The sequence below is a fragment of the Verrucosispora sp. WMMA2044 genome, assembly GCF_027497155.1.
Taxonomy (GTDB): domain Bacteria; phylum Actinomycetota; class Actinomycetes; order Mycobacteriales; family Micromonosporaceae; genus Micromonospora; species Micromonospora palythoicola.
In genome coordinates this window covers 6,178,099-6,199,646 of sequence record NZ_CP114913.1, presented here as the reverse complement: position 1 = coordinate 6,199,646, position 21,548 = coordinate 6,178,099, and the positions used below count along the sequence as shown (strand labels likewise).

At 72.1% G+C, this 21,548-nt stretch carries 23 protein-coding genes; 9 read left to right on the top strand and 14 right to left on the bottom strand.

Features of this window, described 5'->3' with window-relative positions:
* Positions 1-95: 95 nt before the first annotated feature.
* The 5 genes from O3597_RS28095 to O3597_RS28080 all read right to left on the bottom strand — a co-directional run bounded on the left by O3597_RS28095 (position 96) and on the right by O3597_RS28080 (position 3,566).
* On the bottom strand, positions 96-431 hold the full coding sequence (locus O3597_RS28095; RefSeq protein WP_164448525.1) for a DUF1416 domain-containing protein: 336 nt from the start codon (positions 429-431) through the stop codon (positions 96-98).
* Position 432: 1 nt separating this feature from the next.
* A complete protein-coding gene (locus O3597_RS28090; RefSeq protein ID WP_164448526.1) occupies positions 433-1,281 on the bottom strand; it encodes a sulfurtransferase in 849 nt (282 codons plus the stop codon).
* A 211-nt stretch (positions 1,282-1,492) separates the two neighbouring features.
* Positions 1,493-1,570, bottom strand: a complete 78-nt coding sequence (locus O3597_RS28630) for an Ms5788A family Cys-rich leader peptide (RefSeq protein ID WP_311202345.1) — start codon at positions 1,568-1,570, stop codon at positions 1,493-1,495.
* Positions 1,571-1,642: 72 nt separating this feature from the next.
* Complete coding sequence (locus tag O3597_RS28085; RefSeq protein WP_164448527.1) at positions 1,643-2,428, bottom strand: DUF2993 domain-containing protein; 786 nt, start codon at positions 2,426-2,428, stop codon at positions 1,643-1,645.
* A 106-nt stretch (positions 2,429-2,534) separates the two neighbouring features.
* The gene (locus tag O3597_RS28080; protein ID WP_281602901.1) at positions 2,535-3,566 is read right to left on the bottom strand and encodes a hypothetical protein; all 1,032 of its coding nucleotides are present in this window, start codon (positions 3,564-3,566) and stop codon (positions 2,535-2,537) included.
* Positions 3,567-3,814: 248 nt separating this feature from the next.
* Between O3597_RS28080 and O3597_RS28075 the strand changes: the two genes are divergently transcribed.
* The 3 genes from O3597_RS28075 (at position 3,815) to mshD (ending at position 6,485) form a co-directional block, all read left to right on the top strand.
* Positions 3,815-4,558, top strand: a complete 744-nt coding sequence (locus O3597_RS28075) for a response regulator transcription factor (protein ID WP_281604656.1) — start codon at positions 3,815-3,817, stop codon at positions 4,556-4,558.
* A 70-nt stretch (positions 4,559-4,628) separates the two neighbouring features.
* On the top strand, positions 4,629-5,501 hold the full coding sequence (locus O3597_RS28070) for a polysaccharide deacetylase family protein (RefSeq protein WP_281602900.1): 873 nt from the start codon (positions 4,629-4,631) through the stop codon (positions 5,499-5,501).
* 57 nt (positions 5,502-5,558) lie between these two features.
* The gene (gene mshD, locus O3597_RS28065; protein ID WP_281602899.1) at positions 5,559-6,485 is read left to right on the top strand and encodes a mycothiol synthase; all 927 of its coding nucleotides are present in this window, start codon (positions 5,559-5,561) and stop codon (positions 6,483-6,485) included.
* Between the two features lie 10 nt (positions 6,486-6,495).
* Here the strand turns inward: mshD and O3597_RS28060 are convergent, their stop codons facing one another.
* On the bottom strand, positions 6,496-7,326 hold the full coding sequence (locus O3597_RS28060; protein ID WP_281602898.1) for an NUDIX domain-containing protein: 831 nt from the start codon (positions 7,324-7,326) through the stop codon (positions 6,496-6,498).
* A gap of 69 nt (positions 7,327-7,395) precedes the next feature.
* Here O3597_RS28060 and O3597_RS28055 point away from each other — a divergent pair, with 69 nt between their 5' ends.
* A complete protein-coding gene (locus tag O3597_RS28055) occupies positions 7,396-8,364 on the top strand; it encodes a Gfo/Idh/MocA family oxidoreductase (RefSeq protein WP_164448531.1) in 969 nt (322 codons plus the stop codon).
* Positions 8,365-8,413: 49 nt separating this feature from the next.
* Here the strand turns inward: O3597_RS28055 and O3597_RS28050 are convergent, their stop codons facing one another.
* From O3597_RS28050 to O3597_RS28035, 4 genes are all read right to left on the bottom strand, one after another.
* Positions 8,414-9,418: an inorganic phosphate transporter gene (locus tag O3597_RS28050; RefSeq protein ID WP_164448532.1), complete on the bottom strand. Its 1,005-nt coding sequence runs from the start codon at positions 9,416-9,418 to the stop codon at positions 8,414-8,416.
* Between the two features lie 4 nt (positions 9,419-9,422).
* Positions 9,423-10,049: a DUF47 family protein gene (locus O3597_RS28045; RefSeq protein WP_093403380.1), complete on the bottom strand. Its 627-nt coding sequence runs from the start codon at positions 10,047-10,049 to the stop codon at positions 9,423-9,425.
* Positions 10,050-10,181: 132 nt separating this feature from the next.
* On the bottom strand, positions 10,182-11,114 hold the full coding sequence (locus O3597_RS28040) for a PPK2 family polyphosphate kinase (protein WP_281602897.1): 933 nt from the start codon (positions 11,112-11,114) through the stop codon (positions 10,182-10,184).
* A gap of 54 nt (positions 11,115-11,168) precedes the next feature.
* Positions 11,169-11,675 carry a DUF402 domain-containing protein gene (locus tag O3597_RS28035; protein WP_210824841.1) on the bottom strand — a complete coding sequence of 169 codons (507 nt, stop codon included), beginning with the start codon at positions 11,673-11,675 and terminating at the stop codon, positions 11,169-11,171.
* Between the two features lie 140 nt (positions 11,676-11,815).
* On the opposite strand from O3597_RS28035, the gene O3597_RS28030 reads away from it, so the two are divergent.
* Positions 11,816-13,996 (top strand): ATP-dependent DNA helicase, encoded by a 2,181-nt coding sequence (locus tag O3597_RS28030; protein WP_281602896.1) that lies wholly within the window; start codon positions 11,816-11,818, stop codon positions 13,994-13,996.
* Positions 13,997-14,095: 99 nt separating this feature from the next.
* Here O3597_RS28030 and O3597_RS28025 read toward each other — a convergent pair whose 3' ends face one another.
* Positions 14,096-15,394, bottom strand: a complete 1,299-nt coding sequence (locus tag O3597_RS28025; RefSeq protein ID WP_166458799.1) for an AI-2E family transporter — start codon at positions 15,392-15,394, stop codon at positions 14,096-14,098.
* A 169-nt stretch (positions 15,395-15,563) separates the two neighbouring features.
* Between O3597_RS28025 and O3597_RS28020 the strand changes: the two genes are divergently transcribed.
* Both O3597_RS28020 and O3597_RS28015 read left to right on the top strand, forming a co-directional pair.
* The gene (locus O3597_RS28020; protein ID WP_164448536.1) at positions 15,564-15,899 is read left to right on the top strand and encodes a co-chaperone GroES; all 336 of its coding nucleotides are present in this window, start codon (positions 15,564-15,566) and stop codon (positions 15,897-15,899) included.
* Positions 15,900-15,985: 86 nt separating this feature from the next.
* Positions 15,986-16,153 (top strand): hypothetical protein, encoded by a 168-nt coding sequence (locus O3597_RS28015; protein WP_166458800.1) that lies wholly within the window; start codon positions 15,986-15,988, stop codon positions 16,151-16,153.
* A 45-nt stretch (positions 16,154-16,198) separates the two neighbouring features.
* On the opposite strand, the gene O3597_RS28010 is transcribed toward O3597_RS28015, so the two are convergent.
* Together O3597_RS28010 and O3597_RS28005 are read right to left on the bottom strand one after the other, a co-directional pair.
* Positions 16,199-17,653, bottom strand: coding sequence for a PrsW family intramembrane metalloprotease (locus tag O3597_RS28010; RefSeq protein ID WP_281602895.1), 1,455 nt, complete (start codon positions 17,651-17,653; stop codon positions 16,199-16,201).
* A 58-nt stretch (positions 17,654-17,711) separates the two neighbouring features.
* Complete coding sequence (locus O3597_RS28005; protein ID WP_281604655.1) at positions 17,712-18,968, bottom strand: FUSC family protein; 1,257 nt, start codon at positions 18,966-18,968, stop codon at positions 17,712-17,714.
* Positions 18,969-19,071: 103 nt separating this feature from the next.
* Here O3597_RS28005 and O3597_RS28000 point away from each other — a divergent pair, with 103 nt between their 5' ends.
* Entirely contained in the window at positions 19,072-19,716 is a 645-nt protein-coding gene (locus tag O3597_RS28000) for a metal-dependent phosphohydrolase (RefSeq protein ID WP_281602894.1), read from the top strand.
* 41 nt (positions 19,717-19,757) lie between these two features.
* On the opposite strand, the gene O3597_RS27995 is transcribed toward O3597_RS28000, so the two are convergent.
* Positions 19,758-20,072, bottom strand: coding sequence for a DUF4031 domain-containing protein (locus tag O3597_RS27995; protein WP_164448540.1), 315 nt, complete (start codon positions 20,070-20,072; stop codon positions 19,758-19,760).
* A 66-nt stretch (positions 20,073-20,138) separates the two neighbouring features.
* Here O3597_RS27995 and O3597_RS27990 point away from each other — a divergent pair, with 66 nt between their 5' ends.
* On the top strand, positions 20,139-21,539 hold the full coding sequence (locus O3597_RS27990) for an FAD-linked oxidase C-terminal domain-containing protein (RefSeq protein WP_281602893.1): 1,401 nt from the start codon (positions 20,139-20,141) through the stop codon (positions 21,537-21,539).
* The last annotated feature ends 9 nt before the right edge of the window (positions 21,540-21,548 follow it).

Below are 21,548 nucleotides of genomic sequence, written 5' to 3'. Positions count from 1 at the left end.
CACGGCGGGGCGATGCGTAGGGCGCGGGTGAAGGCGGCGGGTGGCCCGCATTCCTCCTGGGAGGGATGCGGGCCACCCGCCGTCTGCAGTGGGGGTCAGTCGGTGACGGTTACCGTCACCTCGTTGATGCCGCGGCCAGCGGTCACGGTGGTGTCTCCGTTGCCCTGGCGGGACAGTGCGCGCAGGGTCCAGGCGCCCGGCGCGGCGAAGAACCGGAACTGACCGGCCGGCGAGGTCACCACCTCGGCGGTGAACTCACCGGTCGAGTCGAGCAGCCGGACGTACGCGCCGGCCACCGCCTCGCCCTCCCCGGAGCGGACGACACCGGTGATGACGGTCTCCCGCTCCAGGTCGAGGCCGGCGGGCAGCGGGGCCGCCTGGTCGGGGGCCGCGCAACCGGCGGCGGTGCTTGCTGCGGTGGGTGCGGTCATCTCAGGCCTCCCCCGGCTCGTCGCCGAGCGCCACCGGCACCCCGACCAGCGAGCCGTACTCGGTCCACGATCCGTCGTAGTTCTTCACGTTGCGGTGGCCCAGCAGCTCCTGGAGCACGAACCAGGTGTGCGAGGAGCGCTCGCCGATGCGGCAGTAGGCGATGGTCTCCTTGCTGTCGTCCAGCCCGGCCTCGCCGTAGATCCTGCGCAGCTCGTCGTCCGACTTGAAGGTGCCGTCCTCGTTGGCCGCCTTCGACCACGGCACGCTGATCGCGGTCGGGATGTGGCCGCCGCGCTGCGCCTGCTCCTGCGGCAGGTGAGCGGGGGCGAGCAGGCGGCCGGCGTACTCGTCGGGGCTGCGTACGTCGACCAGGTTCTTGGTGCCGATCGCGTCGACGACCTCGTCCCGGAAGGCCCGGATGCTGGTGTCCGGCTCGCCGGCGACGTACTGCGTCGCCGGGCGGGTCACGGTGTCGGTGACCAGCGGACGCGCGTCCAGCTCCCACTTCTTGCGACCGCCGTCGAGCAGCTTGACGTCGCGGTGGCCGTAGAGCTTGAAGTACCAGTAGGCGTACGCGGCGAACCAGTTGTTGTTGCCGCCGTAGAGCACGACCACGTCGTCGTTGCTGATGCCCCGCTCGGACAGCAGCGCCTCGAACTGGGTCTTGTTGACGAAGTCCCGGCGGACCGGGTCCTGGAGGTCGGTCTTCCAGTCCAGCTTGATGGCGCCGGCGATGTGGCCGGAGTCGTAGGCCGAGGTGTCCTCGTCGACCTCGACGAAGACGACGCCCGGGGCGTCGAGGTTCTTCTCGGCCCACTCGGCCGAGACGAGTGCGGTGTCGCGACTCATCGAATCACTCCCTGGTGAGGATGGATGGTGAGCCAGCGCGCGGAGGTTGTCGGATGTGATGGTGTCGCACCACGCGCGGGACCCATAGCTCGGAACGGATCACGGGTTCGTGCGACGGCGCCGCTGCCGGGCGTCCGGTGGGGTGCACCGGGAACTAGGTACGCATGCCCCGAGTGCCTTGGCCGCTAGGCGGCCCGAGACAGCCCCGCCGTCAGATGACGGGGCGACACAGGCAGGTGGCCACGCGGCACAGGTCGACCGCGCGCCGTTTGGTGAGGAGCGTCCCCATGAGCAGGGAGCCTACCAGCGATCCCAGAATTCTCTATCGGACCGACCAGCATCCGGGACGCCGGGCCGCTGGTCAGCCGGCCGAGTTGATCGGCACGTCCCGTGCGTCGGCGGTCACCGTCAGCCCCTGCGGCTGCGGTCGGACCTCGCGGACGGTGAGCTGGAACGGCAACTCCGGCAGGGGCACGTCGACCGAGATGCTGCGGGCGAAGTTGCTCACCAGGGCGCGGGCCAACGGCACGTCCGGCAGCCCTTCGGCGTCCAGGTCGTCGAACTTCAGGGACACCTGCCCCTGCTCACCGACGATGATGTCGGCGGTGCCGGTGACGGTCAGTCGTTGGCCGAGGACGTCCACCGGGGCGGTGACGGCGAGCTGCCCGTCCCGTTCACCGAGGGTCAGCCCTTCCCGGTCGAGCAGGGCGGACAGGCTCTGGTAGCTGATGGTGCCGGTGCCGTTCACCGTCTCCGCCACGACCTCACCCTGCCCGGTGCGCAGGGTGTCCAGCGAGGCCCGTACGTTTCGAGCGTCCACGTCCAGACTGGGCAGCGCGACCGCGTCGCCCTGCACCGAGGCCCGCACGTCCCGCAGCTTGATCGAGATGCGTTCGTAGCGGCCGTCGAGCACCTGGGTGAGGAACGGGAAACCACCCACCTCGACCTCGGGTGGCGAGGACTGGGCGTTCTGCTCGGCGACCTGCTGGCGCACCTCGTCGGCGATGGTGCGCTCGGCCACGGACGCCGCCACCCGGTCGGCGATGGCGATCAGTCCGGCGAGCACGATCAACAGGACGACGAACCCGATCAACACCTTGCGCCCACGTCGCCGCGGTCGCCGTTCGTACGCCTGCGTCTGCTCCACGCCGCCTCCTGTTTCGTCGTACCTCGATGCCGCCAGCGGTGGACCGGTGGTACCCGTGGTCCGGATTTCTCAATCGCGCCGGGCCGGATCGCGCCGCCCCGGGCTGTCAGAGCAGCAACCGGCACATCAGGTACGCGGCCGGCGCCGCCATCGCGAAACCGCCGAGTGGGCCCTGCACGTGCCGTGCAGCCCAGGTCGGCGGCATCTCGCCGGCCATCAGCCGCCCCGCCTCCGCATAGCTGACGGCGAGATCGGCCAGCACGGCGACAACGGCCGCCGCCAGGCCGATGATCGCGGCCCGGGTGGGGGTGAACGGGGTGACCAGGTAGCCACCGAGCAGCGCGCTGATGAGCGTGCCGACCATCGCGCCGCCGACCACCCCCGCCGCTCCCCTGGGCACCTGGGGCGCCAGTCGTGGCCAGGCAGCGACGGCGTCGGTCACCCGGGCGACGACGAGCGCCACCCCGGCCGCGGTCAGGCAGACGGTGATCGCCTGGGTGCCGGCCGGGATCCGGCTGAGCACGATGAGCGTGGCGAAGGCGACGACTCCGAAAACGCTGGTGGCGGTGCTCCGTAGCGAGTCGGTCACCCGGACCCGGTCCACCCGTCGGACCAGTTGCCCGAGCACCGCCGCGAGCACCCCGCCCACCGCGACGTAGAGCAGTGGCGCCAACCGGGCCTCGGCCGACCGTACGGCCACCACGTCGGCCGCCACCGCGGTGACCGCGCCCACCCCGAGGACGACCGCCAGCGCCGGTGGCCGGGTGACCATGGTCCAGGCGAGCAGGAACAACACCTGCACGGCGAGCACCACGATGGTGAACGGCAGCCGGTGCCCGGGACTGGAGGTCTGCGCCGCGACCACCAGGCCGAGGCCGAGCAGCGCGGCGAAACCACCGATGGCGAGCGAGATCTGCCGGCGTACCTCGACCGGTGGTTCCGCCTCCTCCTCGTCGTCGGCGTCGGTCTCGTCGTCAGGGCGGCGAGCCGAACCGCCGCGGCGCAGGCGGCGCGGGCCACGCGAACGCGGTTCGTCGACCTCAACCGCCGGACCGGTACGCGGCACCGAGCCTCCCGGGGCGGAGGGGTCCTCGGCCCACGGGTCACGGCCGGGCTCGGGCGAGTTGGCGGGAAACACCCACCGATCGTGCCAGACCAACCTCACATCGCGGGTGCCAGCGTTTCCACGACGTTAAAACATGCGCCGCGATCAGGGGCAGATAGGGCAAAGAGGAAACCGCGCCGAGGTCGTACGCGAGCAATCGGTTACGCTCAACGGCGAAACCCGCCCGTCAGCGACGCCGGGACCCACGGAAGTTCCCAGCGCCACACCCCGCAGGAGTGCCGCTGGTCGCGCGCGGCCCGCAACGGGCCGCCGGGACGGAGGTGATCGTGGAGATCCTGCTGTTGGTGACCGCACGGGCAGGCGAACCATCCGCAGTGCTACCGGCACTGGACCTGCTGCCGCACTCGGTTCGCACCGCACCCCGCGACGTCCGCACCCTGGTCGCCGGCCCGAGCCCGGACGCCGTGCTGGTCGACGCCCGCTCCGAACTGAGCGAGGCCCGGGCCACCTGCCGGATGCTGCACGCCACCGGGCTCGGCGTGCCGCTGGTCGCGGTGGTCACCGAGGCCGGCCTGATCGCATTGAACGCCGACTGGGGCGTCGACGACGTCATCCTCGCCTCCGCCGGCCCGGCCGAGGTGGAGGCCCGGCTGCGGCTCGCGGTCGGCAGGCTGAGCAACGCGACCGCCGGCGCCGGCGGCTCCATCCGGGCCGGCGAGCTGATGATCGATCCGGACACCTACGCGGCGAAGCTCAAGGGTCGCCCGCTCGACCTCACCTACAAGGAGTTCGAGCTGCTGAAGTTCCTCGCCCAGCACCCGGGTCGGGTGTTCACCCGCGACCAACTGCTGCGCGAGGTGTGGGGTTACGACTACTTCGGCGGCACCCGGACGGTCGACGTGCACGTGCGTCGCCTGCGCGCCAAGCTCGGCTCCGAGTACGAGTCGATGATCGGCACCGTCCGGCAGGTGGGCTACAAGTTCGTGGTGCCGTCGTCGCGGAACCTGCCGGAGACCACCGAACACACGCCGCTGCCGATGCGGGCCCTCACCATCGAAGGGTAAAATTTCCTGTATGCCCCTTTTGGTCGACTCGCGAGTCATATGGTGACTGCCAGTTGACCAGCGGGGGGCATTGGTGGGCGCTAACCAGGTGGGGGCGGCGCGGGCCGTCGGCATCATCACGCTCGTGGTGACAGCGGTGCTCGGCTCGGCGTTCCTGCTCGGACGGGGCCTGGTACCCGACGCGTCTCGGACCGACGCCGCCGTCACCGCGACCGGCGCCGAGCACCCCGAGTACGCGGACCAGTCCGCCCTCGACGCCGATCCGGAGCACACCCGTGCGCCGCACGCCGAGCCGGACCGGTCGCAGTCCGCCGACCCGCAGGAGGAGGATCCGACCATCGGCCCGATGGGTACCCGGGTGAGCACCGGCACCGCCGGTGTCGCGCTCACCTTCGACGACGGACCGCACCCCGACTACACCCCCCAGGTTCTCGCGATCCTGCGGGACCACCACGTCACGGCCACCTTCTGCGTGGTCGGCAAGAACGCCCAGGCGTACCCGTGGCTCGTCGAGCAGATCGTCGCCGAGGGACACACGCTCTGCAACCACAGCTGGGACCACGACGTCGCCCTCGGCGCCCGGTCCGCCGACTGGATCCGCGCCGACCTCATGCGGACCAGCGAGGCGATCCGCGCCGCGGTGCCCGACGCGCCGATCGCCTGGTACCGACAGCCCGGCGGTGCCTGGACCTACTCGGTCGTCTCCGTCTCCCGGGACCTCGGGATGGCGCCGCTGCACTGGACGCTGGACCCGTCCGACTGGCGGGCGCCGGGCGCGAGCCGGATCGCCGCCTCCGTCATCAACGAGGCACGACCCGGCTCGATCGTCCTGCTGCACGACGCGGGCGGCGACCGTCAGGGCACCGTGAACGCGCTGTACCGGATCCTGCCCGAACTGGCCGGCAGGTTCGAGGTTCAGGCGTTGCCACCGCGCGGACTGTGACGCGGGTACCCACCGTCCATCCGGGCGGCCGGCCCACCGTGCGACTACGGTGAGGCGATGAGCAGCACCCAGTCGGACGTCGACCAGGTCAGCCGACTCGACCGGCTCGGTCCCGCGGAGGTCGCCGACGTGCTGGCGTTGGCCGGTGCCGCCGGCGACGCCGACGGCGCGGACCCGATGGACGAGCACGTACTGCTGCGCCTACGCGACGAACACGCCGCGGCGATCCACCTGGTTGCCCGCTCCGTCGACGGCACGCTCACCGGGTACGCACACCTCGACACGACCGACCCGGGCAGCGGCGTCGGCGTGGACCTGGTGGTGCACCCGGCGTACCGGCGGCGGGGCACCGGACGGACGCTGGCCCGGGGGGTGCTGGCCGCCGCCACCGGGCCGCTGCGGGCGTGGGCGCACGGCGACCACCCCTCGGCCGCCGCCCTCGCCGTCGACCTCGGCTTCCACCGCGCCCGGGTCCTCTGGCAGCTACGTCGACCGCTCGCCGCCCCGCTGTCCGAACCGCACCTGCCCGACGGGGTGACGCTGCGCGCGTTCCGCCCCGGCAGCGACGACGAGGCCTGGTTGACGCTCAACGCGCGCGCCTTCGCCGACCATCCGGAGCAGGGTCGGTGGACCGCGCAGGACCTGCGGGTACGCCTCGCCGAGCCGTGGTTCGACCCGGCCGGCTTCCTGCTCGCCGTCGAGTCGGCGACCGGCCGACTGCTCGGCTTCCACTGGACCAAGGTGCACGAGCGCACCGGCTCCGCCCGCATCGGTGAGGTGTACGTGCTCGGGGTGGAGCCCTCCGCGCACGGTGGCGGGCTGGGGCGGGCCCTGACCACGGCCGGACTGGCGTACCTGCGTGACCGACGCGGGCTTGACCGGGTGATGCTCTACGTCGACGAGTCGAACACCGGCGCGGTGGCGCTCTACGAGCGGCTCGGCTTTGCCCGCTGGTCCGCCCACGTCAACTACCAGCTCGGCTGATCCCTCCGGGTCACGGCAGGTGGAACCGGGGCCGGTCGGGGTCGGACAGATCCAGCCGGGGCGTGATCGGGGTGACCGCGTCGCGGTCCGCCGCCGCCGCTGCCACCGCGTCGAGGTCGGTGCAGGCGGCGATCTCGCGGAGGGTGACCAGGGTCGGCGGGAGCATTGTCAGCTCACCGGCGGCGACCTGCCGCCCCGCCTCTGCGGGCCGGATCCACAGCGTGTGGTCGGCCTCGCCGGAGACGTCGCGGGTGCGCTGCCCCTCGGGCAGCAGCGCCACGAAGAAGTACGTGTCGAAGCGACGCGGCTCGAATTCCGGGGTCACCCACCGGCTCCACGGCAGCAGCAGGTCCGACCGGATGGTGAGCCCGCGCCTGGCGAGCAGGTCGGCGAAGCCGGTCCGCCGCTGCTCCAGGTCCACCCGGACGGCCTCCCAGCCGTCGTCGCTGACGTCACCGACGACCCGCGTCGCGTCCGGCCCGGCGAGCAGCACCCCCGCCTCCTCGAAGACCTCGCGGGCCGCCGCACAGACCACCGCCTGGGCCGCGCTCGGGGCCAGCCCGAGGCGCCCGCCCCAGTCCGCCGGTGTCGGGCCGGCCCAGTCCAGGTGGGTCGTGGAGTCCGAGGGGTCCACCCCACCGCCCGGGAAGGCGTACATGCCGCCGAACGCCATCGCCGCGACCCGACGGATCAGGTAGACCTCGAAGCCGGCGTCGGCCGGGCGGAGCAGCAGCACGGTGGCGGCCACCCGGGGCACCGCCGGCACCGCACCGGAGGCCCGGAACCGGCGGGCGTGCTCCACGAGCGCGGGCGGCGCCGGGAAGCCACGGTCGATCGTCATGCGCCGAGACTAGTCCCGACCCGTGGATGCCCAGTACAGCGCTCTGCTGATCTTCGGTAGCGTCGCGCCATGACTCGTTGGGGCATCCTGGCCACCGGCCACATCGCCGCCCGCTTCGCCGAGGATCTCCGGCTGGTGCCGGGGGCCGAACTCGTCGCGGTCGGTTCACGCACCGCCGAGACCGCGGAACGCTTCGCGGAACGGCACGGCGTACCACGGGCGTACGCCTCCTGGGCGGAACTGGCCGCGGACGCCGACGTCGACGTGATCTACGTCGCCACCCCGCACGCCGCCCACCACGAGGCGGCCCTGACCTGCCTCACCGCCGGCAAGCCGGTGCTTGTCGAGAAGCCGATCACCCTCGACCTGGCCACCAGCACCGAACTCGTCGACACCGCCCGCGCCGCCGGGGTCTTCCTCATGGAGGCGATGTGGATGCGGTGCAACCCGCTGATCCGGCGGGTCTGCCAGCTGATCGCCGACGGCGCAATCGGCACCCTGACCGGGGTCCGGGCCGACTTCGGCGTCGCCGGGCCGTTCCCACCCGAACACCGGATGCGCGCCCGGGCGCTGGGCGGCGGCGCGCTGCTGGATCTCGGTGTCTACCCGATCAGCCTGGCCCATCTGCTGCTGGGCCCGCCGCAGCACGTACGGTCCTGGGCGAAGCTGGGTCCGGAGGGCACGGACGAGAACACCGGCCTGGTCTTCGGCTACGACTCCGGTGCCGTGGCCACGTTGAGCTGCAGCATGGTGGGCGCCACCGGACTCACCGCCTCGATCACCGGCAGCACCGGGCGGATCGACCTACCCGAGCCGTTCTTCCGTCCCGCAGGGTTCACCCTGCACCGTGCCGACGCGGAGCCGGAGACGATCACCGAGGAACTGGTCGGCTCGGGCTACCAGCACGAGGCCATCGAGGTGCAGCGGTGCCTGGCCGAGGGACTGACCGAGAGCCCGTTGGTACCGCACTCGGCCACCCTGGAGATCATGGGCCTGTTGGACGACATCCGCGCCCAGATCGGCGTCTCCTACCTCTGACGGCCGGTCGAAGGGCCCCTGGGCCGTCCCAGGGGCCCTTCGACACAGCTCAGCTGAAGACCGGACGGACCAGGAAGTACATCAGGGCACCGATCGAGCCGGCCGCCGGAAAGGTCAGGATCCAAGCGCCGATGATGTTGCCGGCCACGCCCCAGCGCACCGCGGAGAGCCGCTTGGTGGCGCCGACGCCCATGATCGCCGAGGTGATCGTGTGCGTGGTCGAGATCGGGGCACCGAGCACCAGGGCGTTGAAGTAGAGCACGCCGCTGGCCACGGTCTCGGCCGCGAAGCCCTCCGGCGGGCGCAGGTCGATGATCTTCCGGCCCAGGGTCCGGATGATCCGCCAGCCACCGGCGTAGGTGCCGGCCGCCAGCACCGCCGCCGAGGTCCAGAACGCCCACTCCGGGATGTAGGTGGCGTCCTCCTGGTAGCCGCCGACGAAGAGGGCGAGCACCACGATGCCGATGGTCTTGGCGGCGTCCTGCATGCCGTGGCCGACCGACATGGCCGCCGCCGAGGCGGTCTGAGCCCAGCGGAAGCCGCGGTTGAGCTTGCCCGGATGCCCGTTCCGGAAGATCCACTGAACCGCGACCATCACGATGTAACCGAGGATGAAACCGACCATCGGCGACAGGATCATTGGGATGATCACGCTCTCGCCGATGCCGGTCCACAGCACGGTGCCGGAGGCGGCGACGGTCGAGCCGACCAGGCCACCGATCAGGGCGTGCGAGGACGACGAGGGCAGGCCGAAGTACCAGGTGATGAGGTTCCAGGTGATCGCGCCGATCACCCCGGCGAAGACGATGCCGAGGCTGGAGACACCGGTGGGCAACTCGACCAGGCCGCTGCCGACGGTCTTGGCCACCTCGGCGCCGAAGTGGGCGCCGATGAAGTTGCCGACCGCCGCCATGGCCAGGGCGACCCGGGGTGTCAGCGCCCGGGTGGAGATGCTTGTCGCGATCGCGTTTGCGGCGTCGTGGAAGCCGTTGGTGTAGTCGAACACCAGGGCCACCCCGATCACCGCCAGCACGGCGATGAGCTCGGGACTCACAGGATCAGGACTCCTTGACCGCGATGGTCTCGACCGTGTTGGCGACGTGCTCGAAGGCGTCGCAGGCGGCCTCCAGCTCGTCGGCGACCTCCTTCATCTTCAGCACGGTCAACGCGTCGTACTCCCCGGAGAACAGCCGTACCAGCAGCATCCGGTAGGCCTGGTCGCCGTCGTTCTCCAGCCGGTTGATCTCGATCCAGTAGTCCTCGAGATCCTTCATCGACTTCAGTCGGGGCATCGCGTCGGCGGTCAGCTTCGCCTGCTGGTCGAGCACGTGCACCAGCTCGTGCATCTCCCGGGGCAACGACGGCAGCTTGGTCAGCCCGTAGAGGTAGAGCAGGTTGCCCACCGCCTCCAGGTGATCCATCACGTCGTCCAGCAGCGAGCCGAGCCGGTAGATGTCCTCCCGGTCGAAGGGGGTGACGAAGGTGGAGTTGATCTTCTTGTACAGGTCGTGCGTGATCTGGTCGCTGTCGTGCTCCACCTCGGTGAGCCGCTCGCTCACCGACTGCACCTCGACATCGGGCAGGGCCAGCTCGTTGAGCAGCTCGGTACCCCGGACCAGATTCTGCGCGGCCCTGGTGAAGAGCTCGTAGAAAGCGCCCTCGTTGGGGCGGAAGGAAAACCTCACAGCACGGACCTCGTCGTGTCGGGTGGAAGGGGTGGCGGCCGTCGCTCGGGCGCCCTGCTGAGGGAATGCTAGGGAACCGTCAGACCGGCGATTTTTCGGCCCACCCCTGGCCAGATCGCATTCACCGCTCGTTCAACTTCCGTTCACCTTCACCGGCCCCGTGGTTCCCAGCAGCCGCTCCCGTTCCCGTGCGATGTCGAAGTCGGCTGGCGGATACCCCAGATCGAGAGTGTCGAACGTCTCACGCAGCAGGTGCGCCACCGCCCAGTCCCGGTACCACTTGCGGTCCGCCGGCACCACGTACCACGGCGCGACCTCGGTGCCGCACCGGGCGAGCACCTCGGCGTACGCGGCCTGGTAGTCGTCCCACCGGGACCGGGCGTCGACGTCGGACGGGTGGTACTTCCAGTGCTTCGTCGGATCGTCGAGCCGGGCCAGCAGCCGCCTAGCCTGTTCGACGTTGGAGATGTGCAGGAAGACCTTGACCACGACCACCCCGGCGTCGGTCAACTCCCGCTCGAACTCGTCGATCTCCGCGTACCGGGGCCGCCAGAGGTCCTCCGGAGCCCGCTCCTGGACCCGGGGCACCAGCACGTCCTCGTAGTGCGAACGGTTGAAGACCCCGAGGCTGCCCGGGGGCGGCAGGGCCCGGCGGATCCGCCACAGGAAGTGGTGCCGCAGTTCCTCCGCGGTCGGTGGGCCGAACGCCCGGATGTGCACGCCGAGCGGGTTCATCGCGCCGACCACCCGCTTGACCGTGCCGTCCTTGCCACCGCAGTCCATCGCCTGGAGCACCAGCAGCACCCGCCGCCCGACGCCCGGGTCGGCCTTCGCACCGGCGAACAGCATCTCCTGCTGGTCGGCCAGCTCCGCACCCAGCCGGGCGAGCTGCCGGCGGGCCCAGGCCTTGCGGTCCGGCCAGGTCACCTCGGGGCCGGGCAGCCCCGGGGTCGAGCGGGGGTCGATCTCGGCGAGATCCACCGGGCCACCGGGCCGCACCCGGAGCAGGTCGCGTACCGCGCCGCCGGTCGGCGCCACCACGTCAAAGTCACCGTCGTCCACCATCGGAGCATCATCACCCGTTCGCCGCCGGTCCGCCGACGGAGGTGGCCGCGGCGATCAGACCACCAGCGCCAACCACTTGCGGTACGAGGTGGCGAAGGGCTCCGTGCCGTCGCCGAGTGCGCCGAACAGCCAACGTGCCGCCGCCTCGGCCGCCACCACCAGGTCGTCGGGGTACCCGAAGCGGACCCGGTGCTCGGCGAACTCGTCCTCGTCGCGCAACTCGACCAGACCGGTCTCCCGGCGCCGGACCACGTCCAGGTCGAGGTCGATCAGATGAACGGTGTCCTCGCCCTCCCAGCGGGCCGGACTGGCGATGTCGCAGTAGACCTCACTGGTGCGGGGCGGCGGGTTGAACATGCCGGTCCACCAGGCGTGGTGGGGCACCAGCAGCACGAAGGGAATCTGCTCGACCGAGGGCCGGCCGTGGTAGACCGAGCTGGTGCCGGCCGACACGCCGAGCCAGATGCCGAGGTCGTCCTCGGCCAACCGACGGGCCGGGTAGTCGCGGTGGGCGCTGCCGTCGAACTTGCGGTAGATCACCCGGATCACGTCGCTCGGCATGAGTCGCACCCTAACCGATTCCGCCCACGCGTCGCCGTCGGGAAGTTACCGGACGACCGGGCGGTGTTTCCGCTATGTGCGGCCGCAACACACGGCTGTTCGGTACCGACCACGTCCGACCCGGCGGGTACCGTGCCACGGTGACTCCGCCCCGCACCGCCACCGGCACCAACACCACCCGCGACAAGGCCCGCCGCCGGGGCGACCGGCCGGGCGGGGCCGAGCTGTTGTCCGCGGCGGTCGGGGCGGTGCCCGGCGGCACGGCCCGTCCGGGCCAGCAGCGGATGGCCGCGGCGATCGAGGAGTGCGTCGCCAGCGGTGACCACCTGCTGGTGCAGGCCGGCACGGGTACCGGCAAGTCCCTGGCGTACCTCGCGCCGGCGCTGACGGTGGACGGGCCCGTGGTGGTCTCCACCGCCACCCTGGCGTTGCAGTCCCAGCTGGTGGAGCACGACCTGCCCCGGTTGGCCGACGCCGTCGAGCCGTTGCTCCGGCGCCGCCCCACGTTCGCCGTGCTGAAGGGCCGCCACCACTACCTCTGTCTGGCCCGGCTGGAGAACTCCACGGCGGACGAACCGGAGGACACCCTCTTCGACGCTCCGGCCGAGCGTCCCGGCGGCACGCGCTGGCTCGGTGAGGCCGGCCGGCTGGGCAAGCAGATCCAACGCCTGCGGGACTGGGCCCTGGAGACCGACACCGGTGACCGCGACGAGCTGGATCCGGGCGTCGACGACCAGACGTGGCGGCTGGTCTCGATGCCCGCCCGCGAGTGTGTGGGCGCCTCCCGCTGCCCGTACGGCGCGGAGTGCTTCGCCGAGGCGTCCCGGGCCCGGGCCCGGGAGGCGGACATCGTGGTGACCAACCACAGCCTGCTCGCGGTCGACATGCTCGCCGGTCGGCACATCGTCCCGCCGCACCGGCTGTTGGTCGTCGACGAGGCCCACGAGCTGGCCGACCGGGTCTCCTCGGCGGCCCAGGCGGAGCTGACCCCGGAGCTGATCGACCGCTCCGCCCGGCGGGCCCGTCCGCTGCTGCGCCCGGAGACGGCCGAGGCGTTGACCGCGTCGGGTGACGCCCTCGCGGTCGGGCTGGCCGAGGCACCGGTCGGACGCATCACCAGCGGGCTGCCCGGCCCGCTGCGGGAGGCCTGCACGCTGCTGGACGCCGCCACCCGTTCCGCACTGGACAGCATCGGCGACGTCAAGGCCGACGACCCCGACCCGGTACGCAAGCAACAGGCCAAGGCCGTCCTCGACGAGTTGTCCACCACGGCCCAGCGGTTGCTGGAGGAGGCCGAGCACGACGTGGCCTGGGTGGAGCGCAACGACGTGACCGGACGCCGGGCACTTGTGGTGGCGCCGCTGTCGGTCGCCGGCACCCTGGCCACCCACCTCTACGACGAGCGGACCGTGGTGGCCACCTCGGCCACGCTCGCGCTGGGCGGGCGGTTCGACACGGTCGCCCGGGCACTGGGTCTCGACTCGCCCCCGCCCGGCCCACCGTCACCGGCCGCCGCCGCCCTGGCCGAGGCCGCTCGACGACCCGCCGCCCTGACCGAGGACGCTCGGCGACCGGCGGGGCGGGGCGACGCGGCGGGTGGTACCGCGCCAGCCCGACCGGAGGACGCGGGCACGGCGACCGACTCCGGGCTCGGGTGGCGTTCGCTCGACGTCGGCTCGCCGTTCGACTATCCCCGGCAGGGCATCCTCTACGTGGCCGCCCACCTGCCCCGTCCGGGGGCGTCCGGGCTGCCCGAGGCCGCCGGGGAGGAACTGCTCGCGCTGGTCATCGCGCTCGGCGGGCGTACGCTCGGCCTCTTCTCCTCGCGGCGGGCCGCGCAGCAGGCGGCGGAGCTGCTGCGCGCCCGGACCGACCTGCCGGTGCTGCTCCAGGGCGAGGAGGCGTTGCCGCTGCTGGTCCGGCGCTTCCGCGAGGAGCGGGCGAGCTGCCTGTTCGGGGTGATGTCGCTGTGGCAGGGCGTCGACGTTCCGGGTGATTCGTGCCAGCTCGTGGTGATCGACCGGCTGCCCTTCCCGCGCCCGGACGAACCGCTCGCCGCGGCCCGGGCGGCGGCGGTCGACGCCCAGGGCGGCTCCGGCTTCGCCGCGGTGAGCGTCCCGATCGCGGCGGTCCGGCTGGCTCAGGGCGTGGGCCGGCTGATCCGGGCCAACGGTGACCGAGGCGTGGTGGCGGTGCTGGACTCCCGACTGGAGACGGCCCGCGGCTACGGCTCGTTCCTGCGCCGCTCGTTGCCCCCGTTCTGGTACACGACCCGTCCGGAGGTGGCCCGGGGCGCCCTGGCCCGCCTCGCCGCGAGCTGAGCCGGGCGGCGTTACCGGTGGGCGGGCAGGGCGTCCACCCGCCTGCCGGCCGCCGCGTTCGCCGCGCCGCACCACCACAGCTGAGGCGTGGGACGGCGGTCAGGGCGCCCGGGAGGCGACGACGACCGCGTCGGGTGGGGTGTCGGGGACGCGTCGGGCGGCGAGGCGACGTACCGCCGTGTTGAGCACCGCGATGATGGGCACCGCGACCAGCGCGCCGGTGATCCCGGCGAGCACCACGCCGGCCGCCAGACCGATGATCACTGCGAGCGGGTGGATGGCGACCGCCCTTCCCATGATCAACGGCTGGAGGATGTGGCCTTCCACCTGCTGCACCCCGATCACCACACCAAGAATGATCAACGCGGTCACCGGGCCGCTGTCGACGAGCGCCACGAGCACCGCCACGCCCCCGGAGAGGGTCGCACCGACGATCGGGATGAACGCGCCCAGGAAGACCAGGGCGGCCAGGGGGAAGGCGAACGGGATGTCGAAGATGACCAGGAAGATGCCGATGCCGACGGCGTCGATGAAGGCGACCAGCACCGTCGCCCGCACGTAGGCGACAAGCGTCGCCCAGGCGGCCCGACCGGCGTCGTCGACCTTCCAGCGCGCGGCGACGGGCAGCAGCCGGACCAGGAACCGCCAGATGATGTTGCCGTCACGCAGGAAGAAGAAGGTGGCGAAGAGGACGAGCACCGTGCCGGTCAACACCTCGGCCAGGGTGGCCGCGGTGGAGAGGGCGCCGCTGGTGAACCGCTCGGTGTTGTTGTCGACCCACCGCTGGGTCTCCTCGATGTACCGGTCGAGGTCGTTGTCCGACAGGTGCAGGGGCCCGGTCTTGAGCCAGTCCTGGATCTGTTGCAGACCCTGGGTCGACTTCGCGGTCAGCTCCGGCACGCCCTTGATGAACTCGTTGACCACCAGGGTGAGCGTGCCGATCACCGCGGCCAGCCCGGTGACCAGGACCACCGCCGTCGCCAGTGACCGCGGCAGGCGGGCCCGCAGCAGCCAGCCGACCGCGGGTGCCAGCAACGCCGACAGCAACAGCGCCACCGCCAGGGGGATGATCACGATGCTGATCGTGCCGACGAGCTTCAGCAGCGCCCAGAAGACGATGCCGATGACGATCAGCCGCCAGCACCAGGCGGCGGCGATCCGCAGCGCGTGCGGCACGTCGGCGTCGTCGCGACTGGAGGTGGAGTTGTGCACCGGCGCGGTCGGTTCGGCACCGACCACGGTCGCCGCGGCCGGTGCCGCCGGCCCGGGACTGGAGGGCGAGGCCACGGTGGCCGACTCCGGGACGTCGGACGGTGTCTGGCGACCCGCGCGAACCGATTCCCGGCCCGACTCGTACGCGCGACGCAGCCGTCCGCGTATCCGCTCGAAGCGGCTCAAGCGCACCTCCTGGCAGATCTTCGCCTGCGCACTGCGTCAGGTCGGACAGGATACGCCCGACCCGGCAACGGTAGGACGGATTCGCCACCCACAGTGCCCCGTCCGACCGGTCCGCTAACCCGGTGACCACCGGCCGGCCGGTGCGGGACGACACGGTAGCGTCTGCGGCGTGACCGCCGACAACCTCGACTCCGGCCTGCCCATCCGGCTGCTGCACGACCGCGTGCTGGTGCGGATGGAGGGCAGCGACGGTGAGCGGCGCTCCAGCGCCGGCATCGTCATTCCGGCCACCGCGGCGGTCGGCAAACGCCTGGCGTGGGCGACCGCGGTCGGGGTCGGCCCCAACGTACGCTCCATCGTCTCCGGCGACCGGGTGCTCTTCGACCCCGACGACCGCTCCGAGGTCGAGTTGCACGGCCGCGGCTACGTGCTGCTGCGGGAACGCGACGTGCACGCGGTGGCCGCCGAGCGGGTCGAGGAGAACGCGACCGGCCTGTATCTCTGACCGGCCTCCGGTCCCTCGACGGCCTCGTGTCGTTTGCCGCGCTCCCCGGCGGGAAGCCAGCCGCACCACCGGCCTGGGGAGGGACGATGCCGGTATTCGTGAAGAAGGTGCTGGCCTGGGGAAGCCTCGCGTTTCTGATCTACTTCATGGCGTTCCGGCCGGAGGGCGCCGCACAGATGTTCAAGGCCATCGGTGCGGCGCTGATGATGATGGCCCAGGGGCTCGGAGACTTCCTCACCAGCCTGATGACCTGAGCACACCCGCCGGCCGGTCAGCTCGCGACCGGCCGGCGTCGGTGGTCAGCGATGCCCCGGTGGCCAGGGGGCGGCCGGCCGTGGACCGTACCAGCCGGGCCCGCCGTAGCCGACGGGGAACGGCGGTGGCGGGGGCGGTGGGGTGAGCACCACCGGAATCGGCACCACCGGCTCCTCGGGAGCCTCCACCGCCCGCTGTGAACCGTCCGGAAAACGCAGGTGGTAGCGGTGTCCGTCCCAGACACCGACCGGCGACTGCGGATCCCGGCCCACGAAGTACGACCGGTACGCGGCGATGGAGTGCAGCAGCTCCTGTTCCTCCCGGGCCGTCCGGTCCCGGTCGACGGGCCGGCGGTCCAGACCCCGGGTGGCACCGTCCCGCAGCAGCGCCAGCCGGGTCGCCGCGAACTGGTAACCGCGCATCGCCCGTAGACCGGCGTCACCGGCCACCCGCCGGGCCCACACCCGGGCCGCGTGTCGCCGGCCGAGGCTGCTCAACGCGGCCACCTCCGGCGGCGTGAGCCAACCGGCCCGGACATAGTCCGGCAGTACCCGCTCGGTCAGCCGCCCCTCCCAGGCCCGCAGCCACACGGCCAGGCCGACCATGCCGAAGAAGATCGGCACCATCACGCCGACGAAACCGAAGAGCGAGATCAGCACCTGACCGGTGGCCTGGGTGAGCGTCGGCAGCAGGTTCCACGTCCCGTGCAGCATCATCGCCAGCAGCAGCCCCGCGACCGGAGCGAAGAACCGCACCCGGCGGTCCGCCGATCGCGCGGCGATACCGAGCCCGATACCGGCCATCGAGGTGAACAACGGATGGGCGAACCCGAACAGCAGGATCCGGACGATGAAGATGGCGATCACCTGTTGCGCCCCGGTCGCCGGCCCGTACTGCTCGACGCCCGAGGCGTACCCGTACCCGCCCAGGTAGAGGATGTTCTCCACCATCGCGAAGCCGATCGCGGACAGCCCGCAGTAGACGAGGCCGTCGGTGATGCCCGACCATTCCCGTCGCCGGAAGATCAGCAGCAGGATCGGGCCGAGAGTCTTCGTCAGCTCCTCGATGAAGGGTGCGACCAGGACGGCGGTGAGGGCGACGGGCAGGTTCTGGTCCTCGAACCAGCCGGCGGCCGTCTCGTTCACCGTCAGTGACGCCGCGGTGGAGACGAACGCGCCCCAGGCGAAGCAGAAGATCAGGTACTTGAGCGGCTCGGGTTCGTAGCGGTCGAGCCAGAGGAAGCAGGCCACCAGCACCGGTACCGGCAGTACCGCCGCGGCGGTACCGACCAGCAGCGCCTCCGGGCCGAGACTGGTGCCGAGCGTGAACAGCATGAAGATCGCACAGGCCGCGATCAGGATGATCACCCCGACCAGCACCAGCGCCCGCCGCCAACTGAGGCGACGTCGTGGCATTCCGGGTACGCCACCACCCGCGCCTGGCGCGACGAGCACGGACGGCGACGGCGGCAGAGATCCGCCGGACGGGGTGACGGCCATGCGGTCAGCGTAGTCATGCCCGGCCGTCCGGCCGGGCGCATGGCCGCCCCCGGAGGACTCAGCCGACCGGAGGCGCGGTGGGCCGCCGCACGGTCGGCTCCGGCCCGGCCGGCGCCCCCGGTCGGTCCAGCTCACCGAAGGAGCGGCGGACCAACCGGTTCGCCTCCTCCTGGCTGATGCCGGAGGCGACCAGCAGGTCACTGGCGGTGGTACGCACCTGCGCCACCACCACGCTGCCGGAGAAACCCACCCCCTCGCCGTACGCCCGACCGGCCTCGCTGACGGCGCGCAGCGACCGCTCCCGGGCCTGCTCGGGCTCCTCACCCTGGGCGAACTCCTTCTGCAGCATTCGTACCGCCTCGGCCAGGTGACCGACCGCGTCCGGCATCGGCTCCGGGACCGCCTCGTCGTCCTCCACCAGGGTCACCGCGCGCCGGATCAGGGTGCCGCTGTTGCGCATCGCCCGGTCGATCGGATCGGCGGCCTCCGCGTAGTGGGTGAGTTCGCTGCGCCGGTGCCACCGCGCCGGGGAGAGCAGCGCGGTCTCCTTGGCACCCTCGATCGCCTCGGAGAAGGTGGCCAGTTCGTCCTTGTTGTCGCGCAGCCGGTCCAGCGCGCTCTGGATCTTCTCCCGATCGCGCTCCCGCAACCCGTCGGCGGCGACGTCGAGCTGGGCGGCGAGCAGATCCAGCGCCGGCCGGGCCGCCCGGTTGAGCACCCGTAGCGGGTTGAGCGGCAGCAGGATCGCGGTGACCAGCAGCGCGATGCTGCCGCCGACGATCGCGTCGATGAACCGGGGTAGCTCCAGGTCCTCCACCGACGGGCTGAGCGTCACGATCAGCACCGCGGTCGCCGCGGCCTGGATGACGATCGCGACGCTGCCCCCGGCGAAGACGGTGAGCACGATGGCGGAGGTGACCACCAGGCCGAGTTGCCACGGCCCGGTGCCGAGGAAGTAGATCAGCAGGTCGCCGACGAACACCCCGACGCCCACCCCGAGGATCAGCTCGACGGTCCGGCGGAACCGCTGGCCGACCGAGACGGCCAGGGTGCCGACGGCGGAGATCGGGGCGAAGACCGGTTGCGGGTTGCCCAGCAGCTCGTGCGCCGCCACCCAGGACAGCCCGGCCGCCAGACCCGCCTGGGCGGCCAGGCCGAGCGACAGGCGCACCCGGTGCAGACGGTCGCGCAGGGTCGCCTTGCCACGGTGGTGCAGCTGCGCCATGGTCCCGGCGATCCGAGCCGTGTCCACGTCGGACCGGCCGTCGCTTGCACGGTCACGGCGCAGCAGCCGGGAAAGTCCGCTCCGGGCCACCGCCATGGCCGGGACTACCCGCCTGACGCCCGGACATTCCCCGCCGAAGCGGCACATGGCCCCAGACCGGCGACACGTCGCCGCATCGGGCAGACTCGGGCCGGTGACGGAGCTGCTGGCACGGTGGCGTACCACCGCCCGGGCGGCCGGAGCGGCTGACCCGGCGTCGGTCGACGCGGCTGGGGTGGATCTGTTCGAACGGTGGCGGGAGCCGCACCGGCACTACCACACGGTCGCGCACCTGACCGCCGTGCTCGACGTGGTCGACCGGTACGCCTCGACCGCGTCGCGACCCGATCTGGTCCGGCTCGCCGCGTGGTGCCACGACGCGGTGTACGACCCCCGCGCCCTCGGCGATCAGAACGAGCGCGCCAGCGCGGCGCTCGCCGACGCCCTGCTCACCCGGTTGGGACTGCCCACCGCCGAGGTGACCGAGGTGATCCGGCTGGTCCTGCTCACCGCCGGTCATGTGGTGGCGCCGACGGACGCCGACGGCGCGCTGCTCTGCGACGCCGACCTGGCGGTGCTGGCCGCCTCACCACCGGAGTACGACAGGTACGCAGCCGCGATCCGCCAGGAGTACGCCCACGTGCCCGAGCCGGACTACCGCATCGGCCGGGCCAGGGTGCTCGCCGCCCTGCTCGCCCTGCCCTCCCTCTACCGCATTCCCGAGTTGGCCGCCCGCTGGACCCACCCCGCCCACACCAACCTCACCCGCGAACTGTCCCACCTGACTCATCACCCCTAACCCGACGTCGATCTTGCACTTTTCGTCGGGACATAACGGCGTCAAAGCCGCGGATGGGGGACCGAAAGTGCAAGATCGCGGGAGTCCGGGCGGGGGCGAGCGAGGTGTTTGGGGCGGCGGAGGTTGGCGGCGCGGAGGAGGCGGACGATGTCGCGGCTGGGCACGACCTGCGCGCCGAGCCAGACGGCCATCGCGAAGCGGTCCGCGGGGATGTCGTAGTGGTCCCGGTCGAAGCCCCGCCGGGGAGCACCCAGCATCTCCGCGAAGGCGTGCAGTTCGGCGAGGGAGACGTCGCTGATCAGGTGCGACCAGAGCCGGCCGCGCCCCGGCCAGGACGGCCGGTCCAGGTAGATCACGCGGCCACGGTACCGGGCGTCGGCGCAGGTTGATGATCACCAGTGACCGGTCGTAGCCTCGGCCGCATGGCCACCTCCCCGCTCCTCGACGACCTCCGCGCCGCTCTCGGGCCGGACGCGGTGCTCACCGATCCCGACCTGCTGCGTGGGCACGAGCGGGACGAGGCCGACCTGTGTGCGTCGGCCACACCGCTGGTGGTGACCCGGCCGCGCAGCACCGAGGAGGTCGTCGCGGTGGTCCGGGCGGCCGGGCGACACGGCGTACCGGTGGTGCCGCAGGGTGCGCGCACCGGGTTGGCGGGCGCGGCGAACGCCGTCGACGGCGCGGTGGTGATCAGCACCACCGCGCTGAACGCCATCCTGGAGATCGATCCCGTGAGCCGGATCGCGGTCGTGCAGCCGGGAGTGGTCAACGCCGCGCTCACCGCGGCGGTGGGTGAGCACGGCCTGTGGTACCCGCCCGACCCGGGCTCCTGGGAGTCGTCCACCATCGGCGGCAACGTCGCCACCAACGCGGGTGGGATGTGCTGCGTCAAGTACGGCGTGACCACCGAGTACGTGCTCGGACTGGAGGTGGTGCTCGCCTCCGGCGAGGTGCTGCGCACCGGCCGCCGGACCGCCAAGGGGGTGGCCGGCTACGACCTGACCCGGCTCTTCGTCGGCTCGGAGGGCACCCTCGGAGTGATCACCGAGGTGACGGTGGCGCTGCGGCCCGCGCCGGCGGAGTCGCTGACCCTGGTGGCCGTGTTCGGTTCCACCGCGAACGCCGGCGCGGCGGTGGCCCGGATCGCCGCCCAGGGCCTCTCCCCCAGCCTGCTGGAACTGCTCGACCGCACCCACCTGACGGCGATCGAGGCGTACCGGCCGATGGGGTTGCGCACCGATGCGGAGGCGCTGCTGCTGGCCGCGGCCGACACCGGTCCCCGGGCGGCGGCGGACCTGGCCGAGTTGGCTGCGGTCTGCGAGGCGGCCGGCGCCGAGGAGGTGTACGCGGCAAGTGACGCCGTCGAGGCCGCCGCGCTGTTGCAGGCCCGCCGGCTGGCCCACCCGGCGATGGAGAAGTACGCCGTGGACACGTACCCGGACGGCAACGGTGGCCTGATCATCGATGACCTGGCGGTGCCCCGGGGTGCGCTCGCCGCGCTGCTCGACGGGGTGGCCCGGATCGCGGCGGAGTGTCAGGTGCCGATCGGGGTGGTCGGTCACGCCGGCGACGGCAACATGCACCCCAACATCGTGGTCGACCGGGCCGATCCGACGAGCCTGGAACGCGGCCGGCGGGCCTTCGACGAGATCATGCGGTTGGGGCTGGACCTGGGCGGCACGTGCACCGGCGAGCACGGCGTCGGCCTGCTCAAGCGGGACTGGCTGGCCCGGGAGATCGGCCCGGTGGGCGTACGTGTGCACCAGGCGATCAAGGCGGCGCTCGACCCGACCGGCCTGCTCAACCCCGGGAAGGTGCTCTGACGACGCCGC

Coding starts and splice junctions, on each gene's coding strand:
- O3597_RS28095 (WP_164448525.1), bottom strand. CDS start 431: ATGACCGCACCCACCGCAGCAAGCACCGCCGCCGGTTGCGCGGCCCCC.
- O3597_RS28035 (WP_210824841.1), bottom strand. CDS start 11,675: ATGCCGAGCGACGTGATCCGGGTGATCTACCGCAAGTTCGACGGCAGC.
- O3597_RS28060 (WP_281602898.1), bottom strand. CDS start 7,326: ATGACGATCGACCGTGGCTTCCCGGCGCCGCCCGCGCTCGTGGAGCAC.
- mshD (WP_281602899.1), top strand. CDS start 5,559: ATGAGCAGCACCCAGTCGGACGTCGACCAGGTCAGCCGACTCGACCGG.
- O3597_RS28630 (WP_311202345.1), bottom strand. CDS start 1,570: ATGGGGACGCTCCTCACCAAACGGCGCGCGGTCGACCTGTGCCGCGTG.
- O3597_RS27990 (WP_281602893.1), top strand. CDS start 20,139: ATGGCCACCTCCCCGCTCCTCGACGACCTCCGCGCCGCTCTCGGGCCG.
- O3597_RS28055 (WP_164448531.1), top strand. CDS start 7,396: ATGACTCGTTGGGGCATCCTGGCCACCGGCCACATCGCCGCCCGCTTC.
- O3597_RS28015 (WP_166458800.1), top strand. CDS start 15,986: ATGCCGGTATTCGTGAAGAAGGTGCTGGCCTGGGGAAGCCTCGCGTTT.
- O3597_RS28010 (WP_281602895.1), bottom strand. CDS start 17,653: ATGGCCGTCACCCCGTCCGGCGGATCTCTGCCGCCGTCGCCGTCCGTG.
- O3597_RS28040 (WP_281602897.1), bottom strand. CDS start 11,114: ATGGTGGACGACGGTGACTTTGACGTGGTGGCGCCGACCGGCGGCGCG.
- O3597_RS28090 (WP_164448526.1), bottom strand. CDS start 1,281: ATGAGTCGCGACACCGCACTCGTCTCGGCCGAGTGGGCCGAGAAGAAC.